21 protein-coding genes are annotated in these 21,279 nt (G+C 47.4%); 13 read left to right on the top strand and 8 right to left on the bottom strand.

What is annotated here, in order from left to right; translation table 11 throughout:
• Positions 1–31 precede the first annotated feature (31 nt).
• The 5 genes from SG35_RS22615 (at position 32) to dsbC (ending at position 6,966) form a co-directional block, all read left to right on the top strand.
• Positions 32–2,635 carry a reprolysin-like metallopeptidase gene (locus SG35_RS22615; RefSeq protein WP_053042719.1) on the top strand — a complete coding sequence of 868 codons (2,604 nt, stop codon included), beginning with the start codon at positions 32–34 and terminating at the stop codon, positions 2,633–2,635.
• Positions 2,632–2,988, top strand: a complete 357-nt coding sequence (locus SG35_RS22610) for a hypothetical protein (protein ID WP_044830400.1) — start codon at positions 2,632–2,634, stop codon at positions 2,986–2,988. The genes SG35_RS22615 and SG35_RS22610 overlap by 4 nt, the downstream gene beginning before the upstream one ends.
• 283 nt (positions 2,989–3,271) lie before the next feature.
• Complete coding sequence (locus tag SG35_RS22605) at positions 3,272–3,976, top strand: nucleoside-binding outer membrane protein (RefSeq protein ID WP_044830399.1); 705 nt, start codon at positions 3,272–3,274, stop codon at positions 3,974–3,976.
• A gap of 91 nt (positions 3,977–4,067) precedes the next feature.
• Positions 4,068–5,990: a methyl-accepting chemotaxis protein gene (locus tag SG35_RS22600; protein WP_044830398.1), complete on the top strand. Its 1,923-nt coding sequence runs from the start codon at positions 4,068–4,070 to the stop codon at positions 5,988–5,990.
• Between the two features lie 241 nt (positions 5,991–6,231).
• A complete protein-coding gene (gene dsbC / locus SG35_RS22595; RefSeq protein WP_160298201.1) occupies positions 6,232–6,966 on the top strand; it encodes a bifunctional protein-disulfide isomerase/oxidoreductase DsbC in 735 nt (244 codons plus the stop codon).
• A gap of 140 nt (positions 6,967–7,106) precedes the next feature.
• Here dsbC and SG35_RS22590 read toward each other — a convergent pair whose 3' ends face one another.
• The gene (locus SG35_RS22590) at positions 7,107–9,614 is read right to left on the bottom strand and encodes a winged helix-turn-helix domain-containing protein (protein WP_044830396.1); all 2,508 of its coding nucleotides are present in this window, start codon (positions 9,612–9,614) and stop codon (positions 7,107–7,109) included.
• Between the two features lie 263 nt (positions 9,615–9,877).
• Here SG35_RS22590 and SG35_RS22585 point away from each other — a divergent pair, with 263 nt between their 5' ends.
• The 4 genes from SG35_RS22585 (at position 9,878) to SG35_RS22570 (ending at position 12,355) form a co-directional block, all read left to right on the top strand.
• Positions 9,878–10,606: a cytochrome c biogenesis protein CcdA gene (locus SG35_RS22585; RefSeq protein WP_053042718.1), complete on the top strand. Its 729-nt coding sequence runs from the start codon at positions 9,878–9,880 to the stop codon at positions 10,604–10,606.
• A 71-nt stretch (positions 10,607–10,677) separates the two neighbouring features.
• On the top strand, positions 10,678–11,220 hold the full coding sequence (locus SG35_RS22580) for a TlpA family protein disulfide reductase (RefSeq protein ID WP_053042717.1): 543 nt from the start codon (positions 10,678–10,680) through the stop codon (positions 11,218–11,220).
• Between the two features lie 20 nt (positions 11,221–11,240).
• On the top strand, positions 11,241–11,753 hold the full coding sequence (locus tag SG35_RS22575; protein ID WP_084692414.1) for a peroxiredoxin family protein: 513 nt from the start codon (positions 11,241–11,243) through the stop codon (positions 11,751–11,753).
• Positions 11,750–12,355: a TlpA family protein disulfide reductase gene (locus SG35_RS22570; RefSeq protein ID WP_044830394.1), complete on the top strand. Its 606-nt coding sequence runs from the start codon at positions 11,750–11,752 to the stop codon at positions 12,353–12,355. The genes SG35_RS22575 and SG35_RS22570 overlap by 4 nt, the downstream gene beginning before the upstream one ends.
• An 80-nt stretch (positions 12,356–12,435) precedes the next feature.
• On the opposite strand, the gene ltaE is transcribed toward SG35_RS22570, so the two are convergent.
• Positions 12,436–13,449, bottom strand: a complete 1,014-nt coding sequence (ltaE, locus tag SG35_RS22565) for a low-specificity L-threonine aldolase (RefSeq protein WP_044830393.1) — start codon at positions 13,447–13,449, stop codon at positions 12,436–12,438.
• Positions 13,450–13,674: 225 nt separating this feature from the next.
• Here ltaE and SG35_RS22560 point away from each other — a divergent pair, with 225 nt between their 5' ends.
• From SG35_RS22560 to SG35_RS22550, 3 genes are all read left to right on the top strand, one after another.
• On the top strand, positions 13,675–13,845 hold the full coding sequence (locus tag SG35_RS22560) for a hypothetical protein (protein WP_160298200.1): 171 nt from the start codon (positions 13,675–13,677) through the stop codon (positions 13,843–13,845).
• Between the two features lie 483 nt (positions 13,846–14,328).
• Positions 14,329–14,715 (top strand): hypothetical protein, encoded by a 387-nt coding sequence (locus SG35_RS22555; protein WP_236702500.1) that lies wholly within the window; start codon positions 14,329–14,331, stop codon positions 14,713–14,715.
• A 24-nt stretch (positions 14,716–14,739) separates the two neighbouring features.
• The gene (locus SG35_RS22550; protein ID WP_044830391.1) at positions 14,740–15,312 is read left to right on the top strand and encodes an SOS response-associated peptidase; all 573 of its coding nucleotides are present in this window, start codon (positions 14,740–14,742) and stop codon (positions 15,310–15,312) included.
• A gap of 39 nt (positions 15,313–15,351) precedes the next feature.
• Here SG35_RS22550 and SG35_RS22545 read toward each other — a convergent pair whose 3' ends face one another.
• Positions 15,352–16,077 carry a substrate-binding periplasmic protein gene (locus SG35_RS22545; protein ID WP_044830390.1) on the bottom strand — a complete coding sequence of 242 codons (726 nt, stop codon included), beginning with the start codon at positions 16,075–16,077 and terminating at the stop codon, positions 15,352–15,354.
• A gap of 282 nt (positions 16,078–16,359) precedes the next feature.
• On the opposite strand from SG35_RS22545, the gene SG35_RS22540 reads away from it, so the two are divergent.
• Entirely contained in the window at positions 16,360–17,532 is a 1,173-nt protein-coding gene (locus tag SG35_RS22540; RefSeq protein ID WP_044830389.1) for an acetyltransferase domain-containing protein, read from the top strand.
• 71 nt (positions 17,533–17,603) lie between these two features.
• Here the strand turns inward: SG35_RS22540 and SG35_RS22535 are convergent, their stop codons facing one another.
• The 5 genes from SG35_RS22535 to SG35_RS22515 all read right to left on the bottom strand — a co-directional run bounded on the left by SG35_RS22535 (position 17,604) and on the right by SG35_RS22515 (position 21,112).
• Entirely contained in the window at positions 17,604–18,911 is a 1,308-nt protein-coding gene (locus tag SG35_RS22535) for a sphingomyelin phosphodiesterase (protein ID WP_044830388.1), read from the bottom strand.
• A 260-nt stretch (positions 18,912–19,171) separates the two neighbouring features.
• Positions 19,172–19,552 (bottom strand): VOC family protein, encoded by a 381-nt coding sequence (locus tag SG35_RS22530; RefSeq protein ID WP_044830387.1) that lies wholly within the window; start codon positions 19,550–19,552, stop codon positions 19,172–19,174.
• A 50-nt stretch (positions 19,553–19,602) separates the two neighbouring features.
• Complete coding sequence (locus SG35_RS22525; protein ID WP_044830386.1) at positions 19,603–19,944, bottom strand: 5-carboxymethyl-2-hydroxymuconate Delta-isomerase; 342 nt, start codon at positions 19,942–19,944, stop codon at positions 19,603–19,605.
• A 75-nt stretch (positions 19,945–20,019) separates the two neighbouring features.
• Positions 20,020–20,637 carry a LysE family translocator gene (locus SG35_RS22520; RefSeq protein ID WP_044830385.1) on the bottom strand — a complete coding sequence of 206 codons (618 nt, stop codon included), beginning with the start codon at positions 20,635–20,637 and terminating at the stop codon, positions 20,020–20,022.
• 298 nt (positions 20,638–20,935) lie between these two features.
• Positions 20,936–21,112, bottom strand: a complete 177-nt coding sequence (locus SG35_RS22515; RefSeq protein WP_160298199.1) for a hypothetical protein — start codon at positions 21,110–21,112, stop codon at positions 20,936–20,938.
• Positions 21,113–21,279 lie beyond the last annotated feature (167 nt).

The following is a 21,279-nucleotide window of genomic DNA, read 5'->3' as shown; positions in this document are numbered from 1 at the left end:
AAAGTTATCATTAATAGGGACGACTCAGTAGATGAATAATAATACCAATAAGGTGCTGTCAACCATTGGCTTTTGGCTGTTTGCGGTTTTTTCAAGCTTTGCCGGTGATGAAAACCGTGCTTTGAGTCAATTTTCTCAGTGGACAGATATCTCGACACCCGGTCTCTTTTCCTCCGCCCCCGGCAAAAGCCGACAACTTAAGGTCGATATTGTCCCGTTAAGGCAATTATTGCTGACCGGCCAGGAAGATATAGTGATCACTTTGCCTTTGCCTGACGGTTTGCAAGCGGATTTTCGTTTAACTCCGTCCCGGGTAGCGGCGCCAGGCCTGTTGGAAAAGTACCCCGCTATCCGTACCTTTAGCGGCTATCAGTTGGATAAGCCTGCCAACCACGGGCGTTTTGATATCAGCCCCCGGGGATTTTACGGCATGTTTCGCTATGAGGGGGTGACGGTTTATATCGATCCCCAGCGAACAAACGGCCCGGGAGGAGATGAGGTTTATGCCAGTTACAGCCATAAAAACAGGCAACTGCCTGTTGCCGGGCTGATGCCGCGTTTTTCCCCGAAAAAAGAGCCGGGGCAAACAAATGAGAAACTTGCTTTTTTAAACCGTGAAAACCAGCTCCGGCAGGCGCAAACCCGGATGAGGAGCTACCGCCTGGCAATCTCTGCCACCGGGGAATATACCCAGTATCATGGCGGCACCAAGGAATTGGCGCTGGCCGCCATTGTCACTTTGGTCAACCGCCTGAATGTTGTATACCAGAGGGATCTGGCGATATCTCTGGAGTTGGTAGCGGACAATGATGCCATTATTTACACCGATGCCGCCAGCGATCCATTTGCCAATGACAGTTTCGACGGTGGTTTAAATACCGCTGTGATTAATGAGGCTATCGGCAGTGATAATTATGATATCGGCCATGTCGTTAATACCGATGGCGGCGGGCTGGCCGGTTACGGCGTGGTTTGTAACGACTCGCGCAAAGGTGACGGCATTACCGGCAGTCCTTCCCCCGAAGGAGATGCCTTTTATATTGATTTTGTCGCCCATGAAATCGGCCACCAGTTCAGGGCCGATCATACCTTTAACGGCCTGGCCGGTTCCTGTGATGATAATCGCGAAGCCGATGCTGCCTATGAGCCCGGCAGTGCTTCTACCATTATGGGTTATGCCGGTATTTGCACTAATCAGAATTTGCAATCTAACTCAGATGCCTATTTTCATACCCATTCCATCAGTCAAATTTCTGCCTTTATCATTTCCGGATTTGGCAGTAACTGCGGCAGTGATCAAGTGCTGGCCAATAACGACCCGGTTGCCGATGCGGGGGCGGACTACAGCATACCGGCGCAAACCCCGTTTATCCTTAAAGGCAGTGCCAGTGATGAGGATAGTGGTGACAGCTTAAGTTACAGCTGGGAGCAATATGATCTCGGCTCTGCCAGCAGCAATGTCAATCAGATGGTTGATGACGGGCAAAGGCCGCTGTTTCGGGCCTGGTCGCCGGTTTCGGACAGCAGCCGTACTTTTCCGCGGTTAACGGATATTCTCGATGGTGAGACCACGATAGGTGAAACTTATGCCACCACCACCCGGGAGTTGAATTTCCGCCTGGTGGTGCGCGACGATAACGGCGGGGTGTCCACCGACAGTATGACGGTCAATGTTATTGATACTGCAGAGGCTTTTGCTGTTACCGAACCGGGCGTCTCAAGTCAGTGGAGTACGAGTATCCAGCAGGTGAGCTGGAATCCGGCATCGACTTCGCAGGCGCCTATTAGCTGTGATGCTGTCAATATTGATTTATCGGTTGACGGCGGGACAAGTTTCTTCACCACCTTGCTGGAAAATACCGCCAATGACGGCAGCGCCGAAGTGGTGGTGCCTAACCTGAGTTCAAACCAGGCGCGGGTCAGGATCTCTTGTGTTGATAATATCTTTTTTGCTATCAGTGCGGGGGATTTTAGCCTGGAGATCAGTGACAGCGTGGAAGAGCTGATCATTGTCGGGCAACAGACTTTGACTATGGCTGAAGATGGCAACATTACCCTGAGTACAGCGCATTTTACCTATGGCGGACTCAGTGCCGACAGTATCCGGGTGCTGGACGGAGAAAATTATAGTGTCGAAGGAAACAAGGTGTTGCCCGATGCCGATTATAGCGGCGAACTCAGTGTCGCTGTGATCGCTTCGAGGGGGAATATCGACAGCGAAACATTTAGTGCAACCATCTCGGTCACTGAGGTCAATGATGCTCCCGACGGCAATGATGACAGTTTTACCGTCAACGAAGATAGCAGCGCCAATGCACTGGATGTGCTTGCCAATGACACAGATAGCGATAGCGGCGACAGTTTGTCTCTTGATAGCTTTGTTTATAGCGGCAGCGGCTCGGTCAGTATTGTAGATAATAAATTGAGTTATTCGCCCGTTGCTGATTTTACCGGCACTGATAGTTTAACCTATACCTTGAGTGACTCGACAGGCGCCCAAGCCTCGGCAAATGTCACCATAAGTGTCAGTGCGGCCAGTGGTGGCGGTGGCGGCTCTTCGGGAGGGGCTGCTGCCTGGTTATTGTTTTTACTTGCTTTACTAAATCTCAGGAGCTTGAGAGCGGGGGCCGAATGAAATCGTTGATAGTGATTCTTTTCGTTGGATTGTTATCCGGGTGCAGCAAAAATAACGTGGCGGGGCCGGTGGAAAAAACAAAAAGTGAAGTGGCGCAGGCGATAGAGCAGGCGTTGAAAAATCATGATTTTCGCTTATATGCCAGCACCGGACGTAGCCTGGTATTACCGGGGATTAGCGGCGCCGGGCGCAAAAAAGCGCTGGCATTGTGCGGCCATAAACCGATGAAGGGCACGGGAGATGTGCTCAAGCAGGAAAAGCAAAGGGGTGAGATGAAGAAAAAGTTTGCCTTTATGGCGGAATATAACCGCAGGATGCTGGAGATATGTCAGCAAAAAAAAGGCAAGGCATAGCATATTAAAAACAATTTTCTCAAGTTTATCGCCGGAATTGTCGATAGATAAGAAGCAGCATCAGTTATCTAAATTGTTATTTAATAATTAATGCTATGTTATAGGAAATGATTGCTTGGATAAAATTGTTGTTATTGTTGGAAAATTTGCAGGTTTTAGTGTTGTTGTATCGTAAAATAAAATATAACTTGGCTAAGTCACTCATTATTATGGCCTTAAGTTAGCCTGTTAATCAGGGAACGAATTAAACAACTTTTTTATTACCTACCTTTGAGGATTTTTGATGAAATATTTACCGTTATTTTTATGCTTGTTTGTGGGGGCCAATGCCCAGGCTAAGACCAACTGGTCAGATTTTAGCTTAACTTATTTGAATGGCAGTAATTATGAGTTAGGGGATGAACACAGGAAGGTATATACCTTTGAACATGTTGCCGGCACCAGTTGGGGCGACACCTTCTTATTTGTTGACCGCCTGGAATCCGATAACGGCGATAATGAAACCTATGCCGAGTGGCAGCCCCGTTATAAGCTGACAGATCTGGATAACGGTGTGGTCACAAGTCTTTACCTTGCCGGCATGGTGGAAATGGACTCGGTTTCCCCCAAAGGAGGAGAGGGCTTTAGTTTTACCAACTATCTGGCGGGTTTTGGCTCAGACATCAAAATCCCGGGCTTTGATTTTTTCCAGGCCAATGTTTACCACAGAGAAAATGAATTAGGCGACGACAACTATCAAACCACCCTGGTGTGGGGCTTGCCGCTGGGAGCGCTTTATTTTGACGGCTTTATTGATTACGCCTCAAGCAATGATGAACTGGCCACCAGCTTTAATATGACGTCCCAGTTAAAATATGACGTCGCGCCACAGCTTGGCTTAACATCAAAACTTTATTTCGGTGTCGAGTATGTGTACTGGAACAACAAATTTGGTGTCCAGGGCGTTGATGAAAGAAATGTTAACTTACTGGTTAAATATCACTTCTAAGATCAATTCTGATATCTGTTAGTTGTAGCCATGATTGCCGCTCTGGCCGGCAATCATCATTATGCTGTTAGGGATGTAAGGGAAAGGTGTTATGTTTCAATTAAATATTCGCCGCAAAGTTGTTTTAACCACTTTAGTTTTTATGGTGCTGGCTATCCTTCTTGTCAGTGTTTTTGCGTTGAGATCCAGTCATTCGATTATTCTTGAAGGGACTTTGGAGCGTGAATTACCTGCGGCGCTGGGGGAAGTTGCCAACAAACTTGATGCCCAGTTGCTATTGCCGATCACGGTATCACAGGTCATGGCCACTAACAGTGATTACCAGCAGTTTATCCGCAGCGGTGAAAATGAAGCCGAACATGGCAAAGTCGCCGATTATCTGACCCAGATTAAGAATGAATTTAATTCCATCACCGCTTTTTATGTCTCCGCCAGAACCGGCCAATATTTTACCCCGGACGGTTTATTTAAAACCCTTTCAAAAGACAGCGACAAGGATCAGTGGTTTTATGGTTTTATGCGCAGCGGCCAGCAATATGAACTCAGCCTGGATGTGGATGAAGCGACCCAGATCCCGACCTTGTTTATTAATTACCTGATGAAGGTTGACGGCAGTCCCAGCGCCGTTGCCGGGGTTGGTTTGTCGCTGGAAAATATGTCCCAGAGTATCCGCCAGTACCGTATCGGCGAGCAGGGACTGATCTTTTTAGCCGATGAAAAAGGGGTGATTAAACTTCACCCCAATACCAAGTATATAGGTAAAAACATTACCAGTTTGGGGGTGGAAGATGCCGGTGCTTTATTGACTAAAGCGGATTTTGCTGCCACCGAATATGAAAATAATGGTGTCGAGATGCTGGTGGCCAGTCGTTATATTCCTGCCATCGGCTGGCATCTGATTGCCGAAGTACCTACCGAAGAAGTGTTCGGTGCCCTGGATGAAGTGACCTGGTCCCTGGTGGTGATGGGACTGGTGATTGCGGTGATTTCCGTGGTGATCAGCGCCGGGGTTATTCACCGTTTGATTGCGCCGTTTGGCCAGTTGGCTGAAATGCTGGAGCAGATAGGCAAAGGCGGTGGCGACTTAACCCAGCGCCTGGATGACAGCCGTCATGATGAAGCCGGGCGTATGGCCAAAGGTTATAACCAGTTTGTGACCTATTTAGCCGAGTTATTGCAGCGGGTCTCCAGCACAGGCAATGAACTTTATAGCGCCATTGAGCGTATCGATAACCAGGCAAAAACCATGGAGTCGGATATTGTCGAGCAGGTGGGAAAAATCGAACAGATTGCTACCGCCATGCATGAAATGGGCATGACCGCGGAAGAGATTGCCGCCAGTGCCAATAATGCCGCGGAAAATGCCCAGACTGCCGATACTGCGGTGCAGCAGGGCAGCGATTCGGTGCAGCAGACTATTTCCAGTGTCACCGAGATGAGTGAGCAGTTACAGAACACCAGTACCACCATCAGCCAGCTGGCGGAAGATGCCAACTCTATCGATACCGTGCTGGAAGTGATCCGCAGCGTATCCGAGCAAACCAACCTGTTGGCGTTAAATGCCGCCATTGAAGCGGCCCGTGCCGGCGAGCAGGGGCGCGGGTTTGCCGTGGTGGCGGATGAGGTCAGAACCCTGGCGTCACGCAGTCACCAGTCGACCGAAGAAATCCGCACCATTATCGAGAAGCTGCAGACAAAAACCCGTGAGGTGGTCAATGCCATTGCCCAAAGTACCGAGCTTAGCAGCAACAGCCAGCAGGAAGCCAGTTATTCCGGTGATCATATCCACAGCATAGCGGATAACATTACCGTGATGAATGACATGAACCTGCAGATAGCGACGGCAACCGGAGAGCAGTCTAAGGTGGTGGGGGAAATTAATCCCCATGTGACCGCCATTGCCGACATTTCCCGGGAAAACAGTGAGGTGGTTAAACAAACCTCCGACGATTGCAGCGATCTCAGGGATATGGCGCTGCAATTAAACGAGCTGGTGTCGCGTTTTAAGTTTTAATTTCCTTACTTTTTTAACAAGCCCTGATGGTGTTTCAGCTATCAGGGCTCGCTCTTGCCAATCCTGCCTTCCCCTTATCCTTCCTTGATTGAACCTTGTCCAGTTTATTGATTTATATTTAGACATATTTTGTAAAATAAATGTAATTGATAAAGCTGCCTTTTCCGGCAAGATATCGGGTATACTCCGGATTATTGTCACGAATTCCAGCTTATAACAACAAGGAGAAAAGAAAATGCGTATGGAAAAACTAGCATTACTGTTATCGGTTTTTTTAACGGGTAACGCTTTGGCGGCAAACTTATCCGAGTTTGCCACGCAGCGCCTGGCGGCGATGAATTTACAGGTAGAAGAAGTCAGTGAGTCTACCATTCCCGGTTTTATGCAGGTTGTCACCGGGCAAGGACTGTTTTATGTCTCCAATGATGGTAAACAGTTGCTGCAGGGGAATTTGTTCAATATCGAATCTGACAGACCGGTTAATCTAACCGAGCAGAAGTTATCCCAGCTTAGGGTTGCCGGTATCAATAAGCTTGAGTCCGGCTTAGTGACTTTCCCGGCAAAAGATGAAAAGTACCGTATTTCTGTTTTCACCGATACCAGCTGTGGTTATTGCGGTAAATTGCATCAGGAGATGCAAGGGTATAATGACCTCGGCATCACTGTGCAGTATCTTGCTTTTCCAAGGGGCGGTCAGCGCTCACCGGCTTTTCAGGATTTAGCCAGTGTCTGGTGTGCCAAAGATCAGCAGTCGGCGATGACGGCGATGCAGGCGGGGGGCAGCAAAGCCGAGCAGCAACCTTTGTGTCAGGCGCCGATAGAAGAGCATTATCAGTTTGGTGTGCGCTCCGGTGTTGACAGTACGCCTACGATCGTACTGGAAAATGGCATGTTATTACCCGGCTACCGCAACCCCGAAGATTTACTGGCCTTGCTGAAAAGAGCTGAAATCGCACAGTTGGCTGAAAAAGGCTAATCCTTTGGGTTAACTGCCGGACGGGGGCTTGTGTCCTGTTGTTTAAAGCATAATGCTCGGGTATTCTGAAATTATGCTTTAACACTCTCTTCCCGAATATTTTGTCTTGCGGGCAAACTATGGTGAGCAAGCTAAGGCTGTTACTTTTGATGTGCCGATGTCGTTAATTGAATGACGCTGTCGATATTTTCGGTATTCCATAAATCGTCACAGTAGTTTTGATGAGAGCTCATTTCTTCACCCAGTATGATTTTTTCAAGTTTGAATTTACCCTCATTTTTCAGTCCCTGATGGTACAGGGATAACCTTTTTTCATCGGCCAGGCTCCAGCGGTTGCTAAACCTTGTTTTTGTGAGCATAAGGGTTTGATGGGCTTGTGAGAGGTTATCCAGTTCATAATAAGCGCGTGCTAAATAAATATTTGCCAGGTAACTGTCGGTCACGTTCGCGGCCAGGGAGACGACTTTCTGCCATTGTTGCTGCTTAATGTATTCGTCCAGTAACGAGACCTGGGCATATCGGATGGATACCGGATAGCCTTGTTGCTGGTAAGTTTCAAGCGCCAGCTCTATATGTTCGATGGCTTGTGACGACAATCCTGACTCTGAATAGGCCCAGGCCAATAATAAATGACTGTCGGCGGTGATTGAGTCGGAGCTGATAGCTGCATATTTTTCGATATTGCTCTTAAAGCCTTTGATGGCGCTGGCTAAAAATGCTTTTGCCCGGCTCCCTTCATTATTTATGCCTTGATCTAAGGCCGAAAAAGCATAAAAAAAGTAGCTGCGTTGCGCCCTGTGGGGATCATTGAGGGGGTCGAGCAAAGGAATTGCCTGTTCAAGTGCCTGACGGGCCAGATCTCCCTTGTGATATTGAATAAAGAAGTAACCGAAATAATTTAAGGTATCGATTAAATCAAGCCGGTTGCCGGTTTGAATAAATAAGGCTTTTGCCTGCTCCAGTGCCTCAAGGCGTTTTTTTACATCAAAGTAGTAGTTTTGGCCAATAGCCAGCAGGGTCAGGGCTTCGCCTCTTTTGTTGCCTAACTCCCGGTAATATTTCAGCGCCTGTTCCAGTTTGGGCTGGTTTTGCCTGAGATTAATATCCGGATCTGTTTCCAGGCCGATGTTGGTGGGACTGCCCAGATAATATAAGGCATCCGCTTCATTTTGCAGCGAGGTGAAAGGACGGCTTAATTCATCTGCCTGACCCAGCAAGGCGTGTCTTTGTTTGTTATCCCCCAATAGCTGGAAGTATTTTGCCTTGCTGCGTATTAACTGTGCTCTTTGATAACGCAGGGATTTATCCTTTGTTAATGCCAGCCCCTGCCCGAGTAACGCCTCGACTTCGTCGAGTCTGTGCTGTTGTATCAATAATTTTGCCAGGCCTAAATAGACGCTGCTACCAAGAAAGGCATCTTGTGATAATGCCGGGGCCGCGAGTAATTGCCGATAATAGGTTTGCGCTTGTTCAAACTCTGCCAGCAGGGACAGGGTATCGGCCAGCTTAACGGTGGCGGCGAGATTACCGGGTTCATTGAGTAAGGCAGCTTCAAAGTAATGCTTGGCTAATTTGGCCCCTTTGGTCTGCAGCGCCTGTGTGCCCTTGGCATAATCCTGCTGTGCTTCTTTGTTTTTAAAAAGCGCTAATGCCGCTTTGCCATCGGGAGATTGGTTTGTGCTTAAATGCTGTGCCACCTGGCTGATCAAGGACGGTAAGGAGGAGGGCAGGTTAGGGAAACGGATACTGCCGCTGGCAAAAACTCCCTTAAGATCATGGATGCGATAATTAAAACGTAAGGCTTTACCGTCTTTATTGATGGTGGCGGCAATGGCATATTTGGCATTGATGCTATCAAGCAAACCTGAAATCTGTTCGCTGTCGCTTAAGCGTTTATCCAGTTGGCGTATCGCCATTGCCCCCTGCAAGTGATAGCTGGGAATCACCTGTAGCGGGATAAATTTTCTTAACCCCTGGGCAAACATGTCGGAATAGCCCAGTTCCAGCCATTGCAGCTTGCTGTCGCCGGTGTCGTTGATAAAAGGTAATACCGCGACTTCGGCCTTGCCGGCGGCTAAGGACATTTGCGGGCTGTCTTTTGTCGGCCAGAGAAAGACAGCGATAAAGAGGACGAAAGTCAGTGCCAGAAAAGCCGTTACTTTTGTTTTAAGTCCAAGTTTATTTTGCCGGCCAGGCAGAGGGGAAAGGCTTGCTTCTGCTGTGCTTATCTGTTTTTTCGCGGCTTGTTGCTGGTTTTCACTCTGCTCAGCTGAAGTTCCGGTTAGTTCCGTTTTTTCTGTTACCGGTGAAATTAACGCGACTTGGGGATAAATCCATTGATAACCTTTCAAGTGCACGGTGCGGATAAATTTCGGTGACTGGGCGGATTCAGCAAATAATTTACGCAACTCCCTGATACTTTGCAGCAGCGAGTTTTCCCTGAATTCTCCCTGCTGCCAGATGCTTTGTAATAACTCATCTTTGCTGACAACCCGTTCGCGCTTTTCTAATAAATAGAGCAGCACGTCGGCGACTTTTTTTCTTAAATACTGGCTGCCCGATTCCCGGTTGCCTGAGGGATCTTTTTGCCAGCTTAATTCACGGGTATCCGGATTGTAGGTAAAAATAGAAAACTGGTAACTCTGCATGTATTGCTCTGGCCTGTCAGCTTAACCGGAATTATTGCCGCGATAGATGCCGATATGATACCGCCGGAGCAAGGGAAAAACAGTATTTTTTTATTTTCTTCCTTTCGGCTGTGATTTTTGACAAAGCCAGCAATGATAAGGAGTACAGCGGGTTTTTAGCTAAATTTCAGGAAAATATAAGGTAAATATCAGCTTGCAGGCATAAGTTTTATCTCGCTTTTCCCCATACTGGCGCCATCTTACCTCACGAGTTGGTAGCCGTTATGGAAACCTTTATAGAAATAAGCATAGGGGCATATTTAAGCGCCGGACAATTTTCCTTTATCAGTCTGGTCATGGTTTATTTTGCCGGTTTACTCACCAGCACCACGCCATGTGTTTATCCTATGATCCCCATTACCGTGGGTGTATTTTCCCTGGAAACCCGTCATCAAGCAGGCAGTAAAAGTACCGGTGGAAAATTTTTCGGTCCGCTGATTTATGTTGCCGGGCTGGCACTGGTATATGGCAGCCTGGGTATTTTTGCTGCGGCCACAGGCAAAATGTTTGGTGAAATATCGACTTCTCCGCTGGGTTATATTTTGATCGCCAACCTCTGTTTTATCTTTGCCTTGTCTATGATGGGCTACCTGAAAATCCCCCTGTGGTATCCGGGGCAGCAGTGGCTGAGAAAACTGACGAATCCCTACCTGAGATTATTTTTTATCGGTGCGGCTTCCGGCTTAGTGGCGGCTCCCTGCACGGCACCGGTATTGGGCATGTTGCTTATGTATATTGCAACAACGGGCGACCTGGTTTATGGCGGAGTATTGATGGTGATCTTTGCCTACGGTCTGGGCTCACTATTACTGCTGTTTGCCTTCTCTTCGCAATGGTTCTCCCGTTTACCCAAGTCCGGGCGCTGGCTCAATATCAGCAAAATTTTTATGGCCTTGTTGATGGTTTTAACCGGAGAGTATTTTCTGACCGAAGCGGGAAAACTCCTGTTTTGACTTTTATATACAGGACGTCGAAGAGCGGTGGAAATAACTTATTTTAACTTTAAGAAACAAAGGAAAAAGCAATGAAAAATGACCTTTTTAGCAAAAGAAAAAATGTCCCCCGGGCTGTGCGAAAAAAGGGGGGATTAGTACTGAGCTTAGCGCTGCTGATCTCAAGTTTCAGTTATACGGCAGCTGCCGGGCAAGGACTGGCGGGTCAACAAGCCCCTGAGTTTGCCCTGACAACACTGGCGGGGAAGTCGCTGGTATTGAAGCAGTCGCTTACTAAGCCGATTTATCTTAAGTTCTGGGCAACCTGGTGCAGCTATTGTGAAGAAGAAATGCCGCACCTGCAGCAGGTACAAGACTTGTATGGCGAGCAGCTTGATGTGGTGGCGGTGAATGTCGGCATGAACGACTCCATTGCCAGGGTCAATAAGTTTATGGAAAAGCGCCGCTTGTCGGTACCCGTTAGTTTTGATGCGGCGGGGGAGCTGGTCGAAAAATTTCATGTCACCGGTACGCCGCAGCATATCCTGATTGATAAAAACGGGAAAATTATCCATAGGTCGGCGCTGATCACCGACGATTTACAGCAAAAAATACTAAACGTAATCAAAGATTAACCGGAAGCAATCAGGAGAGAATGATGTTTTTTAAAATGGTTTTACCCGTGTTTACCTTTAGCCTGGCGGCGGCTGTTGCCGCCGGTGAGCTTGAAAGCGGCAGCCAGGCCCCGGTTTTATACAGTGAAAATATTAAAGGAGAAGCGGTTAACAGCGAAGAAATCCTAAGAAATAAAGCGCTTTATCTGCTGTTTTTTGATCCTTACCGGCCGCAGGGCATTAGCCGGTCATTGGCCTTATATCAGCAATATAAGGAGCAGATAGAATTTATCGCGCTGGCCCCTGCCATGAACAGTACCCTGGCGACAGTGACAAAAGCGGCCAAAGATCTCGGTATTGATTATCCGGTGATTTTTGATGAAAACCATCAAATATCCCGTTTATTTAATGCCTGGCACCAGCCGACCCAGGTATTGATCGGACAAGACGGTAAGGTGAAGTTTTACAGCCAAAGCGCCGCCGATATTCAGCCGCAGATGGCAGTCTTAGCCTTTGCCGGGCAAGAAGCGGCGATTAAGGAGAAGAGCGAATGAAACATTTAATGCTTAATGCTAAAGCTCCGGCTGGAAAAATGGCGATGGAGTTGATGCTGTTTTGCTTATTGCTGCTGTTGAGCTTTTTCCTGGTTAAGCCGGTTTATGCCAACAACTTGCACGACCATTTACGCCGTTTATCGGCGTCGGAATTGGCACCGGCAGTTCATGAGAATTCCGGAATCAAAGCGCCCGGCATCCATGGGCAAACTTTAAATAAAAAAGCGTTTGATTATAGTGGTGGCAGCGATAAGCCGCTGGTGCTGATGTTTGCCGACAGCCTATGTCCGTTGCCGCATTTTCCCAATTGTCAGCAAGAAATCGCCGAGTTTAATCGCCTGGCCCGAAAATATGCCGACAAATTGGATTGGTTGCAAGTGGTGAAGGGTTACTATGTTGATGAAGCTCATGTAAAACGTTATATCGAAAGGTTTGCCATTACGGCGCCGAGTATCTGGGATCGGAAAAATAAAATATTTACCGACTATCAGGTCTTTGCAAACCCTTATGTGGTGGTGATAAACCGCCGGGGGGAGATAGTTTTTCGTAAAGACGACTTTAGCGCGGAACTGGAAAGCCAGCTATTAACTTTGCTGAATTAACCTGGCTTTGTTGATATAACCTGTATCCTTGCGGGGCCGCCAGGGGGAAGCTTCTCCCCGGCGGCTTCATTTTATCTGGATTAGCTCCTGAGCAAGGAGGTTAATTCGCTGATAAAAATATCGATATCCGCCTGTTGGACATCAGCATGGGTTACCAGCCTCATGGGATTCGCTGCTGTGATCAGGATGTTTTTGGCTTTTAACTGTTCGGCTAATGCCTTCATTTCTATATCACCACTGACTTTGGCAAATACCATATTGGTTTGAATATGTTCAAGGTTGACTGCAAAGCCTGTGACTTCATTAAGGCGTTTACCCAGATAACGGGCATTTTCATGGTCCAGCGCCAGGTTTTTAGGATTTTCTTTCAGGGCTATCTCGGCCGCCGCCGCGAGTATGCCTACCTGGCGCATGCCGCCGCCGAGCACTTTGCGCCAGCGCCTGGCTTTAGCAATCAGCTCGCTTGAGCCTAACAATAAAGAGCCGATCGGTGCTCCCAGGCCTTTAGAGAGACAGATGGTCATGGAATCAAAATGTTTTGCTATCTCAATAATATCAACATCTAATGCACTGGCTGCATTGTAAACCCGGGCACCGTCAAGGTGTAACTTTAAGCCATGCTCATTGACAAACTCCCGGGCTCTGGCCAGATAGTCGAGTGGCAGCACCTTACCATTAATGGTGTTTTCCAGGCTGAGTAAGGTGGTTTTGGCAAAGTGCGGGTCTATGGGTTTGATTGCCGCGCGCAGTTTGTCGAAAGAGAGGGTACCGTCTTTTTCATTTTCTATCGGTTGCGGCTGGATTGAGCCCAATACCGCAGCGCCACCCCCTTCAAACTTGTAGTTATGGGCCTGTTGCCCGCATAAATACTCGTCTCCCCGTTCGCAGTGCGCCATCAGGCCGAGCAAGTTTGCCTGGGTGCCTGAACTGCAAAAAATGGCTGACGAAAAACCATGCCGCTTAGCCGCCCAGGTTTCAAGGGCATTCACCGTAGGATCATCGCCATAGACATCATCACCGACATCGGCATTGGCCATTGCCTGGCGCATTTTGGCATCGGGACGGGTTACGGTATCTGAACGAAAATCTATCATAACTTTCCTTTTAGGTTGGCAAAGGGCAAATCAACGAATAACTATATCATTTATCAGAAAAGTTCAGGCAAAGATTTTTGATAAAAAGTCGACTGTTTATTTTATGTTAAATAAATGTTTGTTTTTCTTGACTTGGCATCAAGTGCTGGCTATGTTGAAAATTGCAAATAATGAGCTATCTATTTGTGAATATTAAAGAAATAACAGAAACATAAGGATATTGAAATGAAATTAAAATTAAATAAAAAGAAGTTAAAAAACCTTTCTCAGGATAAAAAGCGTTTGCCTGCTGAAATGACTCCTCAAGTCGGAGGCGGTTTATCCGGCGAACCTTGTCTGTTCACTTTTGATTATAAGTGTTATCCAGAATCTGCTCACGTGCTTCACTGCACCTGATTATTTTCAGCCAACACCTGGCTGTAAAAATTGTGGTTTGACCGCCAAAATAACAGCCCCGCTTTCGGGGCTTTTTACATTCAGGATGTATGTATGCCGCGGTGTCATGGATGATAAAGAGCGGCGACATTCAGGATGTATGTATGCCGCGGTGTCATGGATGATAAAGAGCGGCGACATTCAGGATGTATGTATGCCGCGGTGTCATGGATGACAAAGAGCGGCGACATTCAGGATGTATGTATGCCGCGGTGTTATGGATGACAAAGAGCGGCGAAATTCAGGGTGTATGTATGCCGCGGTGTCATGGATGACAAAGAGCGGCGACATTCAGGCTGTATGCGAGGGGTCATGGATAGTAGGGAAGGGGCTTGCTTTTCGTTATTGGGATCCGGGCTAAGCTTTTGATAAAATGGGGCAGGAAGAATAAACCGGATATATAAATTGATTTCAAAAAAAGTAAGAGAGTTTTTTGTGTCCTTAATGGAGGCAAAAACACAGACAAGCTCAGACATTGGCGCCAGTGCCGTTGGCTACGATCCTGAAACCGAGCAATACACCGGGGTTTTTAATCCCTCTGTGGTCAATAAGTTCATTGACGAAGGCGTGCTTGAACTGGTGGCCGACGAAAATGCTTTAACAACTATATTACTCAATAACCGATCTGATTTTTTAAGTGGTTTTGCTTCCGGCGTCAGTGAAGCTAAATTGGGGCGGGATCAGTATTATGCCGACTATAATGCCAATCCTTTCGCTTTTTCCGTCGGTTATGAGCATTTTCTGCAGATAAACAAGAAAAAACGCCCGATACCGGGTTATTTGTGCCATGGTTTTGTTGATGAACAAACCGGTGAAATTCATAAGCAATAGCATTGAATAAGTTAGGAAGAGGATATGTGTGGTCGTTTTAGTGTTATCAATGAGCACTTAAGTGCCCGGGTCAGTGACTTGCTGGGGATCAGTTACAGTACAACTACTAATACCGACCTGTGCCCAAGTCAGTTTATTTCCGCCATTGCCGCCGACGGTAACAGCTATCAGCAAGGAGAGCTGGTATGGGGCATCAAGCCGGACTGGGCTAAACGCCTGCTGATTAATGCCCAGGCTGAAACGGCGGCGCAAAAGAGCACGTTTAAACAGGCCTATGCCACTAACCGTTGCCTGGTGCCCATGACCGGCTGGTATGAATGGCGTACCGACAGCCAGTCCAATAAAAAAGAAAAGTTTCTGTTCACTCATGCCCGGGAACAACCGCTGTTTATGGCGGCCTTGTGGTTTGCCGGACAGCCCAATCAATTGGTTACCCTGACAACCAAGCCAAATGATCTCTGTGCTTTATATCATAAACGTATGCCGTTATTGATTTTACCTGAGCATATCGACTATTGGCTCAGAGGGGCTCCGGCGCAGCTGGAACCTTTGCTTGGTGCCGTTGATGATCACCTGATTAAGGTGGAAGCGGCATAAAGCATTTGCGCTTATTTTGTCGTGATTTCATGTTAACGGTTATAAAAACTCTGCCAGATATTCTGCCTTGAGCTGCTCAATTTCGCCACTTTCTCTCATGGCTTCAATAATAGAGGCGATTTGAGGGATCAGCGCCTGATGCTTTTTATGCAGATAGTGATATAAGTGTCTTTTGATAAAGGGCGGCTGCAGTAATTTGATGTTTTTAAATTGTAATTTGTTAATGGCGACCTGGCCTTCCAGGCTTGAGGTGATTGCGATATCGATATGGCCGCCGGCTAACAATAAAAATAATTGCTTATTGCTAACCACTAACTGGCGTTTCATTTCCCGGGTATATTGCTCGGCAAATTTAGTCCCCCGGCGTAAGCCGATAATATAGGTGGATAAACCGCTTTTTTCATCCGGTGCCAGGGTGCCTGAGCGGATAAACATGCTGCCTTCTAAGATATTAATCGGCACCGGGATCCTGCGTAAATTGGTATATTTCCCGCTGATGCCGGCGATTCTGTTCACTTCACCGTCGAGCTGGCCGCTGTTGGCACTGACAAGGGACCTGGCGGCAGGCTGTTGCAGTACCTGGGTTTGGATACCTAAACGCCGGTATGCCCGGTTGAGTATGCGGGCAGAAAGTTCTGCAAGGGGATCGTCCGGGGATGAAAAAACCAAGGTTGCCGGCTGGGGCCTATCTGTTATTTGCCGGGCAAATACGATATCGGCGGTGAGTAAATTCAGCAGCAAACAGCACAGTAAAGGTTTGCTCATAAGAGAAATTAAGTTACCGCCTGATTTCTATTGAAATTCATGCTCTGCCTGTTATCTTAGCCCAACAAGATTATATACATAAAGGGATTTTATGTTTGTTGAATTTCGTCTGCCGACTTTTCCTGCCTAAATTGCCCCTGATCAATTCCATAACCATGGATCTAATGTGCTGTTAATTTTGTTTTAGCTTGTTCGGCCACTTTTTAGCTGTGGCCAAATGAATAAAGGATTATTTATCTGCCCGACTGTGTTACCCGGGCGGAGACCATTTGGAGGTTGTATATGAGAACAAATCGAATCGAGTCTATTGATATCTTGCGCGGGGTGGTCATGTTGTTGATGGCCCTGGATCATGTCCGGGATTATTATTTCAGGGATACTTTTTATTACGACCCCATGGATCTGGAGCAAACCTCGCTGGCGATATTTTTTACCCGTTTTGTCACCCATTTTTGTGCGCCTGTGTTTATTTTTTTAGCCGGTACCTCGGCTTTTTTTATGGCGCAAAAAATGCCGCGAAAAGATTTGTCGGCCTGGTTGATTAAACGGGGTATCTGGCTGGTGATCCTGGAAGTGACCTTAGTCAAATTTGGCTGGGACTTTAATATTTACTATACGGAAACCAATTTACAGGTGATCTGGGTGCTGGGCATATCCATGATCTTACTTGCCGGCTTTATTCATTTACCCCACAAGCTCGGATTTAGCCTGGCCCTGCTGATGGTGGCCGGTCATAACCTGCTTGATGGTGTCAGCCCGCAGCTGGGCACTTTATGGTCAAATATCTGGATTTTCCTGCACCACAGGGATGTGATCCGTTTTGATGATATGACGCTGGTGGTTGCCTATCCCATCGTGCCCTGGGCCGGGGTGATGTTGTTGGGCTATTATTTTGGCCGCATTTACCGCCAGGACGTTGCTCAGGCAAACCGGTTGAAATTATTATGTCAGCTGGCCGTTTTTTCGATATTGACGTTTTTGGTATTACGCTATTTTAACCTCTATGGCGATGCCCGTTTATGGCAGCAGATGGCAACGCCGGCCATGAGTTTGATGTCATTTTTTAATGTCAGTAAATATCCGCCGTCGCTGTTATATCTGCTGGTAACCCTGGGGCCGGCCTTTTTGCTGCTGGCCGCCCTGGAAAAAGTGCAAGGCCGCTGGACTGTGCCCCTGATCAAGATAGGGCGGGTGCCTATGTTTTATTATCTGCTGCATCTGTATGTTATCCATCTCGGCGCTATGTTGGCGGCGGTGTTGCAGGGGTATGATGCTTCTGTGATGGTGTTGGATCACTTTATCGGCATGGTGACGGAATTACGCGGTTATGGCGTGGATCTCACCAGTACTTATCTGATCTGGATCTTTATTGTCTTGCTGATGTATCCCTTGTGCCACTGGTATGACAATTACAAGCGCCGCCATCCGGAAAAGGTCTGGCTCAGCTATTTGTAGAAAAGTCATCTAAAAAGAGAAATCTTGAAGAGCAGCGCCGGTAGCAGTATACCGGCGCTGTTATATTAGTGCTAAAAGGTTAACTCGCCCTTGACGGCGAAATGGTCGCTAAGATCATATTTGGTAAAAACATCCTTGTGGATGCTGCGCGGCGTCACCACCCTGGCTTCTGACTCAAGCGGTGTTAAGTGCCGGGTAGAATACAAGACATAATCGAGGATCTCCGGTGTGCCTGAGGTCCAGGCGTTGACATTGCCGTCGGCGGTATAAAGGTAACCGCCGCTGCGGCTGACTTCTTCCGCCTGCAGGATATTGAGCATATTGATATATTCCTGCTCATAGTTTGCCTTATCGACATTGAGATCTCCGGCGATGATCACCGGCTCATCGCTGCTGATATCCTTAGCCGTGATAAAATCTGACATTTGCTGGAACTGGTTGGCCCGCGTGGTCTGGTTGTTCGGCTCCGGCCAGGCCTGGGTATGGCTGCCAAACAGGTGGTAGATATTGCCCTGTTTATTGATTTTCCCGTAAATGACCCCTTTGGCGGCAATACAATCGTCCGCGTCGCAGTCGTTGTAGGTGATTTGATCTTCTGCTTCTATCGGCCAGCGGCTGACAATCAGTACGCCGCCGTCTTCCAGCGCGCCGCTACGATCGACAACTTTGCTCTGGTAAGGATATTCGCCTTTCAGGCCGTTTAAAAAGTCGCTGCGGTTGCTGTTATCAAATAACTCGGAAAAGACAATGGCATCGTAACCGTCCAGTTCTTTGGTTAGCAGGTTGAGCCGCTCGCCGACGCTTTTTGACACTATGCCCGGCAGCAGGGCCCAGACATTGTAGGCCAGTACTTTAAAGTTGTTACTCTGTCCTACGCTGGGGTATTGCGCCTTGGGGTGAATGACATAATAAAAGTCGTCGCCGTTAACCCGGGCCGACTCTGCTTTGACCGCTATTGAGGTATCGGCAGTGACAAAGTCCCGGGTAATGGTATGGATATTTCTGTCGTCATACCAGGGGCTGTCGTCCATACCGTGCCAGATGGAGCTGAAATTCCAGGTGCCGGTGAGCTTTTGCCGCAAAACCGTGCTGCTGCCGTCTTCACTGGTCACCTGGGTATCAAAATAAAAGTCTTCGCCCCAGGTGATGCCGGTATCCCGGTTCATTTCCAAAAAACGCACTGTGGCCAAAGGAGGCACTTTGGTGGCGTGCTGTTTCCAGTGCTCGCCTTTGTTCAAGGCAGCGCCGTATTGGCTGATGTCCAGGGTTAGTTCCTGTTCGGTATTGTTGGTCAGATAGATATAACTTTCTGCGTTGCTGGCCAGGGAGGCCAGTAGCAGGCTAAAGCCGATGATAAATTTAAACAGATATTGCTGCATGAAACTTCCTTTTATTTATATTATGATTTTTATATCAACGAGTTTGAGTGTTTAACCGGACTCTTTACTATTACGCGACCAAGGATTAAATTTTCTTGAGCGCAGGCTGTCTATCTTGCCTCTTAATCGATAAAGTTTCCAGTTATTCAGCTCTGACGTGAAGCAGCTTGCCGGGGTCGTCCTTCTGTTTTTTCCGGGCTATTTACTCTTGGCTTTGTTTGCAGTTATTTAGCTTAGTTGTCAGTTTGATTTTTGGCCGATTAGCCGCTTTTTTCAACACGCCACGGGGGATTTAAGCGGTTTTCTCCGGCCCAGTAAAGTTTTATTTTGTTACCGCTGGGATCAAATAAAATCGCTTCCCGCCATAAAAACGACATGTCCCGGGGCATCTGGCTGAACTCGAGTCCTTTGGCTATTAACTGCTCGACCAGCTGGTCCAGCTTCTGATGTTCAAAATAAATGGTGGTTTTGTTGGTAAAGCTCTCTGTTTCCAGGGATAGGGAAAAGGTCGCACCGCCTTCGGGACATTCAAAACGGGCGTAGTGCGGGGTATCGACTATTTGTAAAAAGCCCATTTTCCGGTAAAAGCTTGCCGCTTTTTCCATATCGTCAACGGGTAGGGTGACTTGATTTAAATTCATACGTTTTCTCTCCTTTAATTTAATTCATGGGTGAATCGCTGCCCGGGTTTTTAAACGTGAACCACCTGTTTGGCGTAGCTGTTTTTGTCGATATCCAAAATTTCCACCGTCAGGGATATGGCGCTCAAGCCCAGCTTGCTCAGTTGCTTTAAGATGGCCTGTGACAGCAAGGTTTTTTGCTCAGGGCTGCGTCCTGACAGGAGTTTGGCCTGGACATGAATAAAAAACCGGCTGTCCTGCCCTAATTTGGCATGCTGATAGGCAAGTGCCCGGGTTTTGATATCCTGCTCGTCAAAGAGGGCGGCATTGAGCGAGCCCAGATGTACTGCCTTAATGATCTCCTGGATATGAGGCTCCAGCTCGGATGAATACTCGATAATGTTATGTGGCATAGTTGTCTCTGCTGTTTTGTTGCTGTCTTATTTTGCTTTACCGGGAAGCCGGATTATCTCTGCGCTATTTCTGCACTATTTCTGCATTGTGGCGGTCAAGGCGCCTGCCCCTATCAGCATAGTGCCGCTGACTTTGTTAAAACCCGTTTGCAGTTTGGGGGATTGCACTTTTTGGCGTAGCTGTCCGGCAAACAGGCTATAAAAGGAAACGCTTAATCCCGATACCAGTAAAAAAGACATCGCCAGTATCAATACCTGGGGCAGGTAAGGCTGGGCGGTATCGATAAACAATGGGAAGAAGGCCATAAAAAAGACGATGCCTTTGGGGTTTAAGGCCGTTACCAGTAAGGCTTCCTTAAAGATGACGCCGCTAGCTATCCCCCCTTTATCCGTATCTTCTGCCTTAGTGGCTTTGCTCCGCCATGCCTTGATGCCCAGATAACAGAGATAAGCCGCTCCCAGGTATTTAAAAGCAGTAAACAGGGTCGCGGACAGCGCTAAAATGGCGCCCAGGCCGAGTACAGATAAACTCATGGCAATCATATCGCCTGATAAGACCCCTAAGATCAAAGGCAACACAGAGCGTTTGCCATAAGTTAATGATTGGCCCATGACCAGGAGCAGGGTAGGTCCGGGTGAAAAGCATAACATCATTGCCGCCAGCGTAAATGAAAGCCAGGTTTCTGCGGTCATAAAAATCTCCTTAAAGTACCGGCCACTATTGTTTCAACCAAGATCATAGCGGGCAATAGATTCGATAATTTACTTTATATACCCTTTGGTTTGTAAAGTAAATGGTTTACTTATTGATGACGCCGTTTCGCCTTTAAAAACTCTTCATCTGCTGCTGAGCAAGCCGGCTTATGTGACAGCAGTATTTCTTGCATACGTATTCAGCTTTTTAGCCGGATAACAGCTCAAAGCATAAAAGACAGCGCTGATGAAGCATGATTTTTTTCTGTCCATGGGGGATTTTTCACTTTATTGAATGTTAACGAGCACGGTCGACGGAAATAATGTGTAAAGTTTTTTTCCTGTTTAAAACAGGCGCTGGCGGTATCATTTGTAAGCAAGTGTTTGTGTTTTCAAGCTTAGTTTTTGGCTGTGGTTTATCTGCGGAAACTGCTTGTTGCTGATATGGCATTTTCCCCTTTTTATAGGCTTGCACCGTTATTTTCCTTGTTCGATAATGGTGCCTGAAAATATGAATACGTATGCATCATATGTTCTTGGCCTGGAGTCCGCCTTATATTAGTTTCATCCACCCATGAGTGGGTCACTAAATAACCATCAAAGATCAGTTGGGAATGCTGAAGATAAATAAAACAAGGATGG

The organism is Thalassomonas actiniarum, from assembly GCF_000948975.2.
GTDB lineage: Bacteria > Pseudomonadota > Gammaproteobacteria > Enterobacterales > Alteromonadaceae > Thalassomonas > Thalassomonas actiniarum.
The sequence above is the reverse complement of the archived record's forward strand: the minus strand, read 5'-3'. Positions and strand labels throughout refer to the sequence as shown.

Bases quoted from the DNA above. Each gene is read 5' to 3' on its own strand.
- SG35_RS22560 (WP_160298200.1), top strand. From the start codon at position 13,675: ATGAAATTAAAATTAAATAAAAAGAAGTTAAAAAACCTTTCTCAGGAT.
- SG35_RS22545 (WP_044830390.1), bottom strand. From the start codon at position 16,077: ATGAGCAAACCTTTACTGTGCTGTTTGCTGCTGAATTTACTCACCGCC.
- SG35_RS22540 (WP_044830389.1), top strand. From the start codon at position 16,360: ATGAGAACAAATCGAATCGAGTCTATTGATATCTTGCGCGGGGTGGTC.
- SG35_RS22555 (WP_236702500.1), top strand. From the start codon at position 14,329: ATGGAGGCAAAAACACAGACAAGCTCAGACATTGGCGCCAGTGCCGTT.
- SG35_RS22580 (WP_053042717.1), top strand. From the start codon at position 10,678: ATGAAAAATGACCTTTTTAGCAAAAGAAAAAATGTCCCCCGGGCTGTG.
- ltaE (WP_044830393.1), bottom strand. From the start codon at position 13,449: ATGATAGATTTTCGTTCAGATACCGTAACCCGTCCCGATGCCAAAATG.
- SG35_RS22610 (WP_044830400.1), top strand. From the start codon at position 2,632: ATGAAATCGTTGATAGTGATTCTTTTCGTTGGATTGTTATCCGGGTGC.
- SG35_RS22520 (WP_044830385.1), bottom strand. From the start codon at position 20,637: ATGACCGCAGAAACCTGGCTTTCATTTACGCTGGCGGCAATGATGTTA.
- dsbC (WP_160298201.1), top strand. From the start codon at position 6,232: ATGGAAAAACTAGCATTACTGTTATCGGTTTTTTTAACGGGTAACGCT.
- SG35_RS22535 (WP_044830388.1), bottom strand. From the start codon at position 18,911: ATGCAGCAATATCTGTTTAAATTTATCATCGGCTTTAGCCTGCTACTG.
- SG35_RS22570 (WP_044830394.1), top strand. From the start codon at position 11,750: ATGAAACATTTAATGCTTAATGCTAAAGCTCCGGCTGGAAAAATGGCG.
- SG35_RS22600 (WP_044830398.1), top strand. From the start codon at position 4,068: ATGTTTCAATTAAATATTCGCCGCAAAGTTGTTTTAACCACTTTAGTT.
- SG35_RS22525 (WP_044830386.1), bottom strand. From the start codon at position 19,944: ATGCCACATAACATTATCGAGTATTCATCCGAGCTGGAGCCTCATATC.
- SG35_RS22585 (WP_053042718.1), top strand. From the start codon at position 9,878: ATGGAAACCTTTATAGAAATAAGCATAGGGGCATATTTAAGCGCCGGA.
- SG35_RS22575 (WP_084692414.1), top strand. From the start codon at position 11,241: ATGATGTTTTTTAAAATGGTTTTACCCGTGTTTACCTTTAGCCTGGCG.
- SG35_RS22605 (WP_044830399.1), top strand. From the start codon at position 3,272: ATGAAATATTTACCGTTATTTTTATGCTTGTTTGTGGGGGCCAATGCC.
- SG35_RS22615 (WP_053042719.1), top strand. From the start codon at position 32: ATGAATAATAATACCAATAAGGTGCTGTCAACCATTGGCTTTTGGCTG.
- SG35_RS22590 (WP_044830396.1), bottom strand. From the start codon at position 9,614: ATGCAGAGTTACCAGTTTTCTATTTTTACCTACAATCCGGATACCCGT.
- SG35_RS22530 (WP_044830387.1), bottom strand. From the start codon at position 19,552: ATGAATTTAAATCAAGTCACCCTACCCGTTGACGATATGGAAAAAGCG.
- SG35_RS22550 (WP_044830391.1), top strand. From the start codon at position 14,740: ATGTGTGGTCGTTTTAGTGTTATCAATGAGCACTTAAGTGCCCGGGTC.